The organism is Flavobacteriaceae bacterium (genome assembly GCA_014075215.1).
In the GTDB taxonomy this organism is placed as follows: Bacteria; Bacteroidota; Bacteroidia; order Flavobacteriales; family Flavobacteriaceae; genus Polaribacter.
This window is the reverse complement of record CP046177.1, coordinates 2,106,533-2,120,941: the sequence shown is the minus strand read 5'-3', so window position 1 is coordinate 2,120,941 and position 14,409 is coordinate 2,106,533. Positions and strand designations below refer to the sequence as shown.

Genomic DNA, 14,409 nt, shown 5'->3' with positions numbered 1-14,409 from the left:
AAAGAACAAATGCGACTTGGACATACTGTATCTTGGCTTACTGCGCACATAGTTTGGGTTATAAAATATCGTTATCATGTTCTCAAAGGTGACATTCAGAAACGTTGCCGAGATTTGGTTAAACAAGTTTGCGATTCTGAGGGTGTACGAATTCTTAAAGGGGTGATAAGCAAGGATCACGTACATATTCACATCGAATACCGACCGTCTCAAAATATTAGTGATATTGTTAAACGCTTGAAGGGAAGAACATCTCGACGACTTCAAGCAGAATATCCAGAATTGAGTAAACGTTATTGGGGTAGACATTTTTGGGCTATTGGTTATGGCGTTTGGAGTACAGGAAACATTACTGATGAGATGGTACAAGAATATCTTGAGCATCATCGAGATTCTTCGAATACTGATATGGATAATATTATTTTGGAATAAGAATTTCATTCTTTTAAGAAACCTATGGACTTGCAGTCCATAGTGGTTTAGTTACTTTTTATTCTTTTTTAGAAATGTGTTTTGCTTTATTCTTTTTAATCTTTCAAACACTTTTGTTTTTACTTGTTTACGCTTACTTTTTGATTTCGGGTCATACAACATCCCTGTACACAAACACATACTTTGAGATGTTCTTTGAAGTACATCATAATTTTTACAAGTCTGACAACCTTTCCAAAATGACTGATCTTTGGTTAGTTCGGAAAATGTAACCGGTGTATATCCCAACTTACTATTTATTTTCATGACCGCTAAACCGGTAGTGATACCAAAAATTTTTGCTTCCGGGAACTTTGCCTTGGAGTGTTCAAAAATTTTCTGTTTAATTAATCTTGCAACTCCTTTTCCCCTGTAATCAGGATGTACTACTAACCCGGAATTGGCAATAAATTTGCCGTGATCCCATTTTTCGATATAACAAAAACCAACAAATTTTTCTCCGTCCAGTGCAATGACAGCATTCCCGTTATTCATTTTTGTAATGATATATTCCGGAGTTCTTTTAGCAATACCCGTACCTCTTATATCGGCAGAATCTGCGATAGTTTTACATATAATAGCTGCATATATACTGTGTGATGTATCGGCAATAATGATTTCCATTATTTTGACTTTAATTAAAAATGTTATTTAAATACGATGATTGAAAACAGAAACAACCCTTACGGACGACGAATAAAAATACAACGTACGATCATAATAGTACTCAAAGAAGCATTGTTTTTAAGAGATGGTATGACTACTTTTATATTCAAATTCAAACTTTAAACAGGAAGAAATCCCTCTTGCACTAAGTTACAAATGTATTTATTTTTTCTTTTTAAAATATATTAGCTGCCACCTCATAAATGCTGGCTGATTTTCCCATTGAATAGTAATGTAAAATAGGCACCCCTCTATTTACCAGTTCTTTACTTTGAGCAATACACCACTCAATTCCAACCTCTCGTACGGCTTTATTATCTTTACATTTTACAATGCTCATTATGAGATCATCCGGTAAATCCACATGAAATCGATGTGGAATTAAATTCAACTGCTTTTTGGTAGTAATGGGTTTCAATCCCGGTATGATGGGTGCCGTAATTCCTTCCTTTCTACATTTGGCTACAAAATCGAAATATTTTTGATTGTCAAAAAACATCTGTGTAACGATATATTCGGCTCCATTTTTAATTTTCTTTTTTAAAAAATGAATGTCAGAATCCAAACTCGGTGCTTCTACATGTTTTTCGGGGTACGCTGCTACACCAATGCAAAAATTCGTTTTTGACGTATTTAATAAATCCTCATCTAAATAGCTTCCTTTGTTCATATCCTGAATCTGGGATACTAACTCACCTGCAAAGTGATGTCCGTCTTTTTCGGGCCTGAAATAAATTTCACTTTTTACGGCATCTCCCCGTATTCTATGATAAAAACAAGTAAAAGTTGAGATATTATTTTTACTAATTTATGCAGCAAATTTAAAAGTATCTACATAGGGTGTTTGTCGTTTGACAACGGCAAACACTCTTGCTATTAATTTGTTTCTAATAATGTTAACGGTACTCATTTTACTTTTGCCTTGTTTTATTCTTTTATGATAGTATAATTTCATTTCTGGGTTATGTTGTATAGCAGAAATAGCGCACATATTAATAATTGCTTTCAATTTTTTATTAGCCAAATGAGAGACTTTTGTACGTCCTTTAATACTAGTTCCAGATTGGTAAGGAAAAGGAGCAACACCACAATAAGAGGCAAACTTTCTCCAGTTTTCAAATTTTGAAAAATTGTCAGTAAACACAATCATCATTATAGCAGTTTGCATTCCTATACCTTTAACACTAGTAACAAGTTTATAGGTTTCTTTTAACATTATATTTTGGTCAATAATAGCTTGCATTTGAGTATTAATCTTGTGTATTTGTTTGGTTAGTTCTGCAATCATTTTTTGTTGAACGTCAAAGATTATTTTATACTCTTTTGCTTTATAAATTCTTTTTTGTTCTTTCAAAGTAACTTTAAAACCAGCTCTTTGTTTGTTAAGTTTTGTCCTTAAAGATAAGAGACTTTTTAGTTGTAATATACTTCTTTTAGGTAGCTTACTGGGTTTAAGTTCTTCTTTTAATCGATACCCATATAGAGCAATGCGTTTGGCATCAATTTGGTCATCCTTTCCACGAGCAATACCAATAGATCTTTTAATTTCTAAACCAGAAGCTATGAAAAAAGATAATTTTTGTTCAGTTAAAGACACAGATAATAAATGAGAGTACATTCCTGTATGTTCAAATACAAACATGGTTTCTTCTTTAGAGAAAGACGAATTTTTAAAACTCCACTTTAGCATTAATTTAAATCCAGATTTACTGTTCTCAAACTGTTGAACAATTTGTTTAGAATAGATACAAACATCAATTAATAATTTACTGACATCGATTCCGATAATTTCATTTGTTTTCATAATTTTGTAATTAGATATTAATAATAGTTACTTAAACTAAGACCTTTAATAAGGGCAGAAACTGAAATTCTATATGGTTCTAAGTAACTTTTAAAAAGAACGGAGACTAATACGGGGGATGGCTCTAAAAAGCTAGCTGGCCGCTAAAGTTCACTCCGTTCTTTTGTGTTTTTGGTTATCAACAAAATAAGAGTTATTAACAAAGAAAAAAAGAAGCAAAAAAAGAAATTTCATCATAACTATTATGTTTTTATTTTAAGTAATTATTTCTATTTGCTAATCTAAAGGCAAAGCCATTACATTATCTATGTTTAGGAAATCCAAATCAATTAAAAAATTTTCCGTATCTTCTTTGGTGAAGCCTCCGCATAGAATATGAGGAATTGCATCTACCCCGTATTTATTTTGAATGGCAGCGCAAATTCCAACAGTGCCCGGCCGTTTCTTGACAATCTGTTTCTTTAGTAAACCATTTTCCAATTCTTTATATATATACTCTTCTCTGTGATACGTAACATCTATAAAAGGAGGGTTAAACTCCATTAACGAATCTATATTGTCAAATGTAGATTGAATGTGTTGGCCTTTTAAAGGAGGTAAAACTTCAAATGAAAACAATGTTCTGCCTCTTGCTTCTTTTATGTGTTCTGTTACTTTCATTGGATATTAGTTAGTTGCTATTTTTTAAACACTATCATATCATTCAACAATACTTGGGTTTAACCATTTGGCGGCTTCATCAACAGCTATATTTCTTCTTTGTGCATAGTTCTTTAACTGATCCCGGGTAATTTTCCCTAAACCAAAGTACTTAGCTTCTTTATTTCCAAAATAATACCCGGAAACACTTGCAGCCGGCCACATGGCCAGACTTTCGGTCAGCTGTACTCCAATTCTTTTCTCTACGTCCAGCAATTGCCAAATGGTATTTTTTTCCAGATGATCCGGGCATGCAGGATATCCGGGAGCCGGCCGGGTACCTCGATAATTTTCTTTGATCAACTCTTCGTTAGATACATCCTCCTTAGCAGCATAGCCCCAGTGTTTTGTTCTTACTTCTTTGTGCAAGTATTCTGCAAAAGCTTCTGCCAGACGATCGGCCAAGGCTTTGATCATAATGGCATTGTAATCGTCATGAGTTGCTTCAAATTGCGCTGCCAATTCCTGGACTCCAAAGCCTGCGGAAACGCAAAATGCCCCTATATAATCCCGGATACCTGTTGCTTTTGGTGCAATAAAATCTGCCAAAGCGTATGACGGAACCCCTTCCCGTTTTTTCAACTGCTGGCGAAGGGTCAGGAAAGTAACTTCTTTTCTGCTTGATTTGACCCTGCGCCGCGAGTGATGAGCATTTGACATCTCTCGGTTTTCCAAACCGGTTGAAGTAACCAAAATATCATCGTCATTAATCGTATTTGCAGGAAACAACCCAAATACGGCTTTTGCTTTTACTAATTTTTTATCTATGACTTTTTTCAAAAGCTCTTGTGCATCTTTAAACAATGCCGTAGCTTCTTTTCCAACAGTAGCGTCTTTTAAGATTTCCGGATATTTTCCATGAATGCTCCAGGAGCGAAAAAAAGGAGTCCAATCTATAAAAGGTATTAACAGGGCAATATTAAAATCCTGAATTTCTTGTATCCCCAGTTGATTTGGTATCTTAATTTCAGCGGTTTCCCAATTGATTCGAAATTTGCGTTTACGTGCTTCTTTCAAAGAGATATATTCTTTTTGCTGCGCTCGGTTCAGAAATTTTTCGCGAAATACCTTGTATTCTTCCCGAATCCGGTTTTTATATGTAACATGATCTTGCTGTAGTAAATTTCCAACTACGGTTACTGCTCTGGATGCATCATTTACATGTACCACAGCATTAGAATAGTTAGGTGCTATTTTTACGGCCGTATGTGCTTTAGAGGTCGTTGCACCTCCAATTAACAGCGGGACAGAAAAATGATTTCTTTCCATTTCTTTGGATAGGTATACCATTTCGTCCAGCGATGGAGTAATCAATCCGCTTAGACCAATGACATCCACATGTTCTGCTTTAGCGGTTTCAATAATTTTTTCCGGCGGAACCATCACCCCTAAATCGATAATTTCGTAATTATTACAACCTAGAACAACACTCACAATATTTTTTCCAATATCGTGTACATCTCCTTTTACAGTAGCCATTAATATCTTACCGGCACTTTTGGCTTTTTCATCTTTTTCAACTTCTATATAGGGCTGTAAATATGCTACTGCTTTTTTCATAACCCGTGCGGATTTTACAACCTGCGGCAAAAACATTTTACCGTTTCCAAAGAGATCTCCCACTACATTCATTCCGGTCATCAGGTAACTTTCAATGACCGCTATGGGTTTATCGGAGATTTGTCTTGCTTCTTCAACATCTGTAGTGATATATGCATCGATACCTTTTACCAAACTATGTGTGATTCTTTCTTGCAAAGGATCATTTCTCCATTCCAAATCTTTACTTTCAACTTCTTTTTTATTCCCCTTTACTGTTTCGGCAAAATCTAATAATCGTTCCGTTGCATCATCTCTTCGATCTAATAAAACATCTTCAACCCGATCCAATAATTCTTTGGGAATAGTATCGTAAACTTCCAACATAGCCGGATTTACAATTCCCATATTCATCCCGTGTTGAATGGCATGGTACAAAAATGCCGAGTGCATCGCCTCCCTGACTACGTTATTTCCTCTGAATGAAAAAGACACGTTACTTACACCGCCCGAAACGCTGGCATAGGGTAAGTTTTGCCGAATCCATTTGGTAGCATTAAAAAAATCCAAAGCATTTTTCTGATGTTCTTCCATTCCTGTGGCAACAGGAAATATATTAGGATCAAAAATAATATCCTCCGGAGCAAAATGAACTTTCTCTACTAAAATGCCATATGCCCGTTTGCAGATTTCTATTCGTCTCTGGTAATTATCGGCTTGCCCTGTTTCATCAAAAGCCATTACAATAACTGCCGCCCCATATCTTTTTAGTAGCCTTGCCTGCCTTATAAATTCGCTTTCTCCTTCTTTCAGGCTAATAGAGTTTACCACACATTTTCCTTGTACCACTTGTAATCCTGCTTCAATAACTTCCCATTTAGAGCTGTCAATCATAATCGGAATTCGGGCAATATCTGGTTCGGAAGCAACTAAATTTAAGAAAGTAGTCATGGCATGTACTCCGTCTAACATTCCTTCATCCATATTGACATCTAAAATCTGTGCGCCTCCTTCTACTTGGTGGCGAGCTATTGCTAATGCCTCGTCGTATTTTTCTTCTTTTATCAACCGAAGAAATTTACGTGAGCCTGTTACATTGGTACGCTCTCCTACATTGATAAAATTACTTTCTGGAGTAATAATCAAAGGTTCCAGACCTGATAATTGCAAGTGCTTTTGATTTTCGACTGGCGGATGTTGGGTGTTAGAGTTTTTATCAATCATCATTTTTTGTAATAATTAATAAATCCGTTTGGTAACTTTTTACATGAAATTCGTTTTTCAAGAATTTCATGTAAAGACCCTCTTGCTATACAAAGAAAATGAGCGATTTCTTTATTGGGTTGATAGCCAATGGCTTCTGCAATATTTGAAGGAACAGAAACAGCATTTCTTCTTATTTGATTTGTTAGCCCATACAATTCTTCTTTAGGAAGCGACTTCGTTAGCAAGTAAACCAATTTAACCAACTCCCTTGAATATTTCCAAACATCTAATTCTTTATAATCCATACACTTAATCTTTATTTTTAACCTACCATCAACTAATAACTATCAACTATCAACCAATAACCAAACCCCTAGGTTCATATTTTCCGGCAACTGCTGCAATCGTTTTTATGTGTTCCGGATTTGTTCCACAACATCCTCCTATAATATTTACCAGTCCTTCTTTCAAATAATGTTCTATGAAGCTACTCATTTCTTCAGGTGTCTGGTCATATTCTCCAAAAGCGTTTGGCAAGCCCGCATTAGGATGTGCCGAGGTATAAAAATTAGTTTGTCCGGATAACCGCTGCAAATAGGGCTGCAATTGCTCTGCTCCCAGCGCACAGTTAAATCCGACACTCAGTAAAGGGATGTGGGATATGGAAATCAAAAATGCTTCTACGGTTTGCCCGGACAACGTTCTGCCCGAAGCATCCGTAATGGTTCCTGATACCATCACGGGGATCTCAATATTTCGTTCACCCTTCACTTCTTCAATCGCAAATAATGCCGCTTTTGCATTGAGTGTATCAAAAATAGTTTCTATCAGTAAGATATCAACTCCGCCGTCTATCAAGGCTTCTACCTGTTGCTTATAGGCAATTCGCAATTCATCAAATGTAACTGCTCTAAATTCCGGTCTATTTACATTCGGCGACAAACTTGCCGTTTTGTTCGTAGGTCCGATAGAACCCGCTACAAATCTTGGTTGCTCCGGTGTTTTTTTTGAAAATTCTTCGGCTGCTTCTTTAGCAAGTTGTGCAGATTGATAATTGAGTTCGTACACTATATTTTCCAACGCATAGTCTGCCATGCCTATGGTAGTTGAGGAAAAAGTATTGGTTTCTACAATATCCGCACCTGCTTCCAAATATTTACGATGTATCTCTTTAATTGCTGTGGGTTGCGTAATAGAAAGCAGATCATTATTTCCCTGTAAAGGCAAATGAAAATCTTTAAACCGTTCTCCTCTAAAATTCTCTTCCGAAAAATCATATTGTTGTAGCATGGTTCCCATTGCTCCGTCCAATACCAAAATTCGTTTTTTTATTTCCTGATAAATGTTACTCATTACCGTATGTATCTACTAGCCCTATTTTGGGTTAAAAATAGGTTTTATTATTTTTTCTAACTGATCGTATTCAATCAAGAAAGCATCGTGTCCGTAAATCGACTGTACTTCATGATACGAAACTTTTGAAGTTGTTTTTGATAATTCTTCATAGGTTTCCCTGTTCTCTTTTGCAGCAAAAAACAAATCGGAATCTACTGCTATCATATGTATTTGCGATTCCATTTTATTTAATTTCTCTGCCCAATTTTCCGAATTTGTAACTGCAATGGTTTTTAGCAACTGGTTCATCATTTTATAAGCACCTAATTGAAATCGTTCCTGTAACTTCTTTCCATGATGTAGCAACCAACTTTCTACATTGAAAATTTTTAAGCCTTCATTTAAAGATCTTTGAAACCTGACTTTGTATGATTCAGGGGTTCTGTATAACATCATGGCATGCATTCTTGCATCGTGTACAGGTGTGTTTGAATTTACTAAAAACTGTTCCTGAATCAAACAATTCGCAATAATCCAATCTGTTGATTTCCAATCAGATGCAATAGGAATAATGTGTTGTGCAATATCGCTTTTCAAAGCTGCCATTTCCCATGCAATACCTCCTCCTAACGACCCTCCGATAATGGCGAACAAATGCTGAATTTTCAATTGATTTAGTGCCATTAAAAATAAGCGAGCAATATCTTTTGTTACAAAATCTTTGTAGTTATCAATCAGTAAACCATCAAATCCGTTTCCCGGAATGTTGAATGCAAGAATTGTATACGTATTTGTATCTATCGCTTTTTCTTTGCCAATGACATCTTTCCACCAGCCGTTATTGCCTGTAACATTGCTATTTCCCGTTAAAGCATGGTTCACCAGAACCACAGGAGCGGTTCCCAGTTTTTGTCCAAACAATTGGTAGCTCAATCGAATGTTTGAAAGCTGAAAACCACTTCGGGTAGTGAATTTTGTGATATCGGTATATAAGAGATTTTTTGACAAAATCTTAGAATAAAACTTCTTTTGGAATTTGTGAAAATGCCGCTTTCAAATCTGCTTTTAAATCGTCAATATCCTCTAAACCTACCGATAACCGAATCAGGTCTTCCGTTACACCTGCCGATACTTTTTCTTCGGCATCTAACTGCTGATGTGTGGTACTGGAAGGGTGAATGATTAATGATTTTGTGTCTCCGATATTGGCTAATAAAGAGAACACTTTTGTTTTATTTGCAATGGTTTTTGCTGCTTCAAAACCTCCTTTTGCCCCAAAAGTTATAATTCCGCTTTGCCCCTTAGGTAAATATTTATCTGCCAACGATTTATATTTACTGGATTCTAATCCCGGGTAATTTACCCAAGTCACCTCGTCTTGTTGCTCTAACCATTTTGCCAGTTCCAGAGCATTTTCCGAGTGTTTTTGAATTCTCACTTCCAGGGTTTCCAGTCCTTGTATGATCTGGAAAGCGTTTGTCGGACTCAGCGCACCTCCAAAATCTCTTAATCCTTCCAAAATCAATTTAAATATATAGGATGATGCTTCTAAGGCTTCATGATATATCAAACCGTGATACCCTGCAGACGGTTCCGTAAATTCCGGAAATTTTCCGTTAGACCAATCAAAAGTTCCTGCATCGATAATAACTCCACCCAAGGAATTCCCCTGGCCTCCAATGTATTTTGTTAAAGAATGAATGACAATATTGGCTCCATGTTCAATCGGATTTAATAAGGCGGGTGTTGCCACCGTATTGTCTACAATAAAGGGGACTTTTGCTGACTTTGCTTGTTCGGCAATTGCTTCTAAGTCCGGTACGTCTAGTTTTGGGTTTCCTAAAGATTCTACAAAAAATGCTCTTGTATTTTCTTGCAGAGCTGCTGCAAAATTGTCCGGATTAGATGCATCTACAAATGTAGTTGTAATACCCAATCTGGGTAGGGTAACATTTAACAGGTTATAGGTACCACCATACAAACTGCCTGAAGCTACAATATGATCCCCGGCTTTTAGCAGAGTCAACAGCCCTGTAGAAATTGCCGCTGTACCTGATGCAAACACAACGGCTCCTATGCCTCCTTCCAGTGCAGCCAGGCGCTGTTGCAAAATGTCATTGGTAGGGTTGTTAAGCCTCGTGTAGATAAATCCTAATTCTTTTAATGAAAATAAATCTGCCGCATGATCCGCATCATTAAAAACATACGATGTCGTTTGATAAATAGGAACTGCCCTGGTTCCTTCGGTTTTTTTTACATCGTGCCCCGCATGTAAGGCGTTCGTTGAAAATTTTTGTGTACTCATTTTTCTAGTTTTTGAGTTAATAAATTAAACCAAAAGTCAAATTCGCAATGAATGCGTACTTACTAAGAAAAATGTTAAAAAGAAAAATAAGATTCCGAAAAAATAGGATTTTATCGGGTTATCTATCCGCTTATGTTCCGGCATATCTTACATTTAATATAAGGAATGCAGAACAATAGGGTAGAATTTAGCACCTTCTCTATTACTAGAGGGTTGCTAAGGTTTCTCAGGGTCTAATCCCTCCACCTTTCTTGATAACATTTCAATAAGTCATTGAACTTTATGAATACAAATATTCAGTCAGAAAATTTTAATAACCAAATATTTCTGACATTTTTTTGTTATTTTTAACGATATCATTTTTTTAAGGGTCTAAAATTTCATTATTCGAAATTTGAAAGTGTTTTATTAAATCAAATGCTAAATCTAGACTAATATAATACCAATAACTCAAAAATAAATGATGAAATTGTATTTACATTTAGATTTTAAATGTAAATTTGCAATTTCCATAGAGGATATATTTGACTGATTGCAACCTCTTGTGTTGGGCTTTATTTGTTAATGAGATACTGAGTGAATTCAACATATTAAAAATGCTAAAACAGTAAGTTATTACTTCTTTTAGCTACCGGGCAATCTGAGTTTTCTTCTTTTTAACAGAATTAAAATAGTAGTAGTATTATGTCTTATTTGTTTACGTCAGAGAGTGTTTCGGAAGGTCATCCGGATAAAGTTGCAGATCAAATTTCCGATGCATTAATTGATCATTTTTTAGCCTTTGACACCGAAGCTAAGGTAGCATGTGAAACGCTGGTCACTACAGGGCAGGTTGTTCTGGCAGGTGAAGTAAAATCAAAAACATACTTAGATGTTCAGAAAATTGCCAGAGATGTTATCAATAACATCGGGTATACTAAAAGTGAGTATATGTTCGACGGAAATTCCTGTGGCGTTTTTTCGGCGATTCATGAGCAATCGAATGATATCAATCGCGGAGTAGACAAAGGTGTTAAAGAAGAGCAGGGTGCTGGAGATCAGGGAATGATGTTCGGATATGCCACCCATGAAACAGCGAATTATATGCCTTTGGCATTGGATTTGTCGCATTTGATATTAAAAGAATTGGCAAAATTACGGAGAGAGCACAATGAAATCAAATACCTAAGACCCGATGCCAAAAGCCAGGTAACTATTGAGTATTCCGATACGAATATTCCTCAAAAAATTGAAGCCATTGTGATTTCTACACAGCATGATGATTTTGGTGATGATGACCTCATGCTAGCGACTATCAGAAAAGATATCAAGGAAATTTTAATTCCCAGAGTAAAAGCACAGTTGACTCCTAAAATTCAAGCGTTGTTTACAGATGATATCAAGTATCATATCAACCCAACCGGAAAGTTTGTAATTGGCGGCCCTCACGGAGATACCGGCTTAACAGGACGTAAAATTATTGTAGATACCTACGGCGGAAAAGGAGCGCACGGCGGCGGTGCTTTTTCAGGAAAAGATCCAAGTAAAGTAGACAGAAGCGCTGCGTATGCAACCAGACATATTGCAAAAAATATGGTTGCTGCCGGTATTGCTGACGAAATGCTTGTACAGGTTTCTTATGCTATCGGTGTAGCAGAACCTATGGGAATCTTTGTAGATACCTATGGAACTGCCAAAGTACCTTTAAACGATGGTGAAATTGCTGCTAAAATTTCCGGGATTTTTGATATGACACCCGCTGCAATTGAGCAAAGATTAAAATTAAGAGCCCCGATCTATAGCGAAACAGCCGCATATGGTCATATGGGAAGAACTAATAAGAGTATTTCCAAAACATTTCAACAACCTAATGGTGAGAGTAAAACTCTGGAAGTGGAACTATTTACATGGGAAAAGCTGGATTATGTTGACAATATAAAAGCTTCTTTTTACTAATAACTTCTCAACTTTTCAACCTGTGTAAATACATATTCACCACATTCTGCAACCCCAGATACAAGCTTTCCGAAATAAGAGCGTGTCCGATAGATACTTCGGCAAGATTAGGAATATGCTGCTTAAAAAATCCAATATTCTCTAAGTTTAAATCATGACCTGCATTGATTCCCAAACCTAAGTCATGCGCAAATAGTGCTGCTTTTTTATAGGGTTTTATGGCTTCTTTATTTCCTTTTTTAAATTCAACGGCAAATTGCTCAGTATATAGTTCTATCCTGTCCGTTCCTGTTTTTGCAGCACCTTCTATTAATTTAATATCGGGATCTATAAAAACAGACGTTCGAATTCCGTTACTTTTAAGCTCCGAAATCACTTCCCGTAAAAAAGTTCGATGGTTAATTGTATCCCAACCGGCATTAGAGGTCAGTACATCAACTCCGTCCGGAACCAGGGTGACCTGTGTAGGTTTAATCGCTAAAACCAAATTCATAAAATCGGTAATAGGATTTCCTTCTATGTTATATTCGGTACTTACTATTGGTTTTAAGTCATAAGCATCCTGATAACGAATATGACGCTCATCCGGCCTTGGATGTATCGTAATCCCGTCTGCTCCAAACTCTTGAATAGCAGCAGCAGCAGTTAATAGATTTGGAATATTCCCGCCTCTGGAATTTCTTAATTTAGCAATTTTATTAATATTAACACTTAACTTTGTCATTGGAATTTATTTAAATAACAAAAATAGTGTATTTCATCATTTTGGCCTATATTCGTAGTGTATGAATATGAGTGCCTACATATTAAAAGAAATAAAAGAGCTCTCATTAGCTGATACCATTGCAAGTGCTCAAAGTATTTGTAATGAAATTCCGATTACTCATATCCCGATAATTGAAAATAGCATATTTTTTGGATGTTTTTCAGAAAGTGATATCAGGGCTATAGAAAATAGAGAAAATAGCATTCATCACTATAAAGAAATGCTCCTGTTTTTTTATGCTAACGAAGACACAAACCTGTTAGAACTAATAACAATTTTTTCTGACAATAACACAAACATCGTCCCTGTTTTAAATCATGCCAGGGAGTATTTAGGCTACTACGAATTAAATGATGTTTTAGATGTTTTTAGTGCCAGTCCGTTTTTATATCAACAAGGAATTTTGATAACGGTAGAAAAATTGAAAAAAGATTTTTCAATATGTGAGACATCTCAAATTGTGGAGAGTAATAATGCCAAAGTATTAGGTATCTATATTTCGTCTGAAAAAGCGGATGCTTTTGAAGTAACCATAAAAGTAATTACCGAGAACATCAATACGATTATCCAAACTTTTAGGAGATATAACTACCATATTATTTCCAAACACAAAGATGATTCTTATTTGAGAGATTTAAAAACCAGATCAGATTATCTTCAGAAATACCTTGATATGTAGTATGAAAAAAATAGCTGTCTATGGGCAATCATACACTGTAAATGCGATAAAGGAAATTAAGCTTTTGATCACTTCCTTAGAAAAACACAGTATCGTATTTTTTTTAGAAAAAAATCTATATCACCTTTTAAAAAAACGTCAGATTATCGAGAAAAAATATCCTTTTTTTTCCGGGTTTTCAGATTTAAATAACTCTTTTGACTTGTTATTGAGTATTGGAGGAGACGGTACTATTCTTAGAGCTGCCACATATATAAGAGATTTGGATATTCCCATATTAGGAATTAATACCGGAAGGCTTGGTTTTCTGGCTACTGTGAAAAAAGATGAGATAGAAAATGCGATTGACTTATTAGTTAGAAAAAAATATGCTGTTCAAGAAAGAGCTTTATTGAGCGTATTAACTCAACCCGAAAATAAAAATATATCAGATCTTAACTTTGCTTTAAATGAAATTGCCATTGCCAGGAAAAATACGACCTCTATGATTGGTGTAAAAACATTTTTAAATAATGAGTATTTGACAAACTACTGGGCCGATGGCCTGATTATTGCAACTCCCACAGGGTCAACAGGATATTCTTTAAGTTGTCAAGGGCCTGTCATCTCTCCCAATTCCAAAAATTTAGTTATCACTCCAATAGCTCCGCACAATTTAAATGCCAGACCCATGGTAATACCGGATGACACCGAAATAGAAATGGAAATCAATACCAGAGAAAAAGAATATTTAATTTCACTGGACTCAAGAGTTACTGCCTTATCTAAAAAAACCAGACTTTTTCTAAAAAAAGCACCCTTTACCATTAAAACAATCATTCCGGAAAATCAATCGTTTTTAAAAACACTGCGGTCTAAATTATTATGGGGAGAAGATACCAGGAATCAATCTAATCAGTGAGCTTTCTTTGCAATAATTAATAGAATTATTAGTTATTCAAAAAAGGGGCTTCAATAACTTAGTAAAGCAAGTTGAAATAACTATATTTGCACCCGTTTTTTAG

General features: G+C 35.6%; 13 protein-coding genes, 1 pseudogene and 1 riboswitch. Of the genes and pseudogenes, 4 read left to right on the top strand and 10 right to left on the bottom strand.

Annotated features, from left to right (window positions below; all coding sequences use genetic code 11):
* The first annotated feature begins 9 nt into the window (after window positions 1-9).
* The gene (tnpA, locus tag GKR88_10440; protein ID QMU66692.1) at window positions 10-432 is read left to right on the top strand and encodes an IS200/IS605 family transposase; all 423 of its coding nucleotides are present in this window, start codon (window positions 10-12) and stop codon (window positions 430-432) included.
* Between the two features lie 51 nt (window positions 433-483).
* Here tnpA and GKR88_10435 read toward each other — a convergent pair whose 3' ends face one another.
* The 9 genes and pseudogenes from GKR88_10435 to GKR88_10395 all read right to left on the bottom strand — a co-directional run bounded on the left by GKR88_10435 (window position 484) and on the right by GKR88_10395 (window position 10,025).
* Window positions 484-1,095 (bottom strand): GNAT family N-acetyltransferase, encoded by a 612-nt coding sequence (locus GKR88_10435; GenBank protein QMU64665.1) that lies wholly within the window; start codon window positions 1,093-1,095, stop codon window positions 484-486.
* A gap of 217 nt (window positions 1,096-1,312) precedes the next feature.
* Window positions 1,313-1,945, bottom strand: a complete 633-nt coding sequence (locus GKR88_10430) for a hypothetical protein (GenBank protein QMU64664.1) — start codon at window positions 1,943-1,945, stop codon at window positions 1,313-1,315.
* Window positions 1,946-2,941 (bottom strand): transposase, encoded by a 996-nt coding sequence (locus tag GKR88_10425; protein QMU64663.1) that lies wholly within the window; start codon window positions 2,939-2,941, stop codon window positions 1,946-1,948.
* Between the two features lie 288 nt (window positions 2,942-3,229).
* A pseudogene (locus GKR88_10420) lies at window positions 3,230-3,601 on the bottom strand (methylenetetrahydrofolate reductase [NAD(P)H]).
* A gap of 39 nt (window positions 3,602-3,640) precedes the next feature.
* Window positions 3,641-6,403, bottom strand: coding sequence for a methionine synthase (gene metH, locus GKR88_10415; GenBank protein ID QMU66691.1), 2,763 nt, complete (start codon window positions 6,401-6,403; stop codon window positions 3,641-3,643).
* Window positions 6,403-6,690 carry a four helix bundle protein gene (locus GKR88_10410; protein QMU64662.1) on the bottom strand — a complete coding sequence of 96 codons (288 nt, stop codon included), beginning with the start codon at window positions 6,688-6,690 and terminating at the stop codon, window positions 6,403-6,405. The genes metH and GKR88_10410 overlap by 1 nt, the downstream gene beginning before the upstream one ends.
* 49 nt (window positions 6,691-6,739) lie before the next feature.
* Window positions 6,740-7,738 (bottom strand): 5-methyltetrahydrofolate--homocysteine methyltransferase, encoded by a 999-nt coding sequence (locus GKR88_10405; protein ID QMU64661.1) that lies wholly within the window; start codon window positions 7,736-7,738, stop codon window positions 6,740-6,742.
* Between the two features lie 21 nt (window positions 7,739-7,759).
* Window positions 7,760-8,728: an alpha/beta fold hydrolase gene (locus tag GKR88_10400; protein QMU64660.1), complete on the bottom strand. Its 969-nt coding sequence runs from the start codon at window positions 8,726-8,728 to the stop codon at window positions 7,760-7,762.
* A 4-nt stretch (window positions 8,729-8,732) separates the two neighbouring features.
* Complete coding sequence (locus tag GKR88_10395; protein ID QMU64659.1) at window positions 8,733-10,025, bottom strand: bifunctional O-acetylhomoserine aminocarboxypropyltransferase/cysteine synthase; 1,293 nt, start codon at window positions 10,023-10,025, stop codon at window positions 8,733-8,735.
* Window positions 10,026-10,169: 144 nt separating this feature from the next.
* A riboswitch (SAM riboswitch) is annotated at window positions 10,170-10,286 on the bottom strand.
* 423 nt (window positions 10,287-10,709) lie between these two features.
* On the opposite strand from GKR88_10395, the gene GKR88_10390 reads away from it, so the two are divergent.
* Window positions 10,710-11,960: a methionine adenosyltransferase gene (locus tag GKR88_10390; protein QMU64658.1), complete on the top strand. Its 1,251-nt coding sequence runs from the start codon at window positions 10,710-10,712 to the stop codon at window positions 11,958-11,960.
* Window positions 11,961-11,967: 7 nt separating this feature from the next.
* Here the strand turns inward: GKR88_10390 and GKR88_10385 are convergent, their stop codons facing one another.
* Window positions 11,968-12,684 carry a pyridoxine 5'-phosphate synthase gene (locus tag GKR88_10385; GenBank protein QMU64657.1) on the bottom strand — a complete coding sequence of 239 codons (717 nt, stop codon included), beginning with the start codon at window positions 12,682-12,684 and terminating at the stop codon, window positions 11,968-11,970.
* Window positions 12,685-12,745: 61 nt separating this feature from the next.
* On the opposite strand from GKR88_10385, the gene GKR88_10380 reads away from it, so the two are divergent.
* Complete coding sequence (locus tag GKR88_10380) at window positions 12,746-13,405, top strand: acetoin utilization protein acuB (GenBank protein QMU64656.1); 660 nt, start codon at window positions 12,746-12,748, stop codon at window positions 13,403-13,405.
* Complete coding sequence (locus GKR88_10375; protein QMU64655.1) at window positions 13,395-14,306, top strand: NAD kinase; 912 nt, start codon at window positions 13,395-13,397, stop codon at window positions 14,304-14,306. The genes GKR88_10380 and GKR88_10375 overlap by 11 nt, the downstream gene beginning before the upstream one ends.
* Window positions 14,307-14,409 lie beyond the last annotated feature (103 nt).

Coding starts and splice junctions, on each gene's coding strand:
- GKR88_10405 (QMU64661.1), bottom strand. CDS start 7,738: ATGAGTAACATTTATCAGGAAATAAAAAAACGAATTTTGGTATTGGAC.
- GKR88_10435 (QMU64665.1), bottom strand. CDS start 1,095: ATGGAAATCATTATTGCCGATACATCACACAGTATATATGCAGCTATT.
- GKR88_10385 (QMU64657.1), bottom strand. CDS start 12,684: ATGACAAAGTTAAGTGTTAATATTAATAAAATTGCTAAATTAAGAAAT.
- tnpA (QMU66692.1), top strand. CDS start 10: ATGCGACTTGGACATACTGTATCTTGGCTTACTGCGCACATAGTTTGG.
- GKR88_10410 (QMU64662.1), bottom strand. CDS start 6,690: ATGGATTATAAAGAATTAGATGTTTGGAAATATTCAAGGGAGTTGGTT.
- GKR88_10390 (QMU64658.1), top strand. CDS start 10,710: ATGTCTTATTTGTTTACGTCAGAGAGTGTTTCGGAAGGTCATCCGGAT.
- GKR88_10380 (QMU64656.1), top strand. CDS start 12,746: ATGAATATGAGTGCCTACATATTAAAAGAAATAAAAGAGCTCTCATTA.
- GKR88_10395 (QMU64659.1), bottom strand. CDS start 10,025: ATGAGTACACAAAAATTTTCAACGAACGCCTTACATGCGGGGCACGAT.
- GKR88_10425 (QMU64663.1), bottom strand. CDS start 2,941: ATGAAAACAAATGAAATTATCGGAATCGATGTCAGTAAATTATTAATT.
- metH (QMU66691.1), bottom strand. CDS start 6,403: ATGATTGATAAAAACTCTAACACCCAACATCCGCCAGTCGAAAATCAA.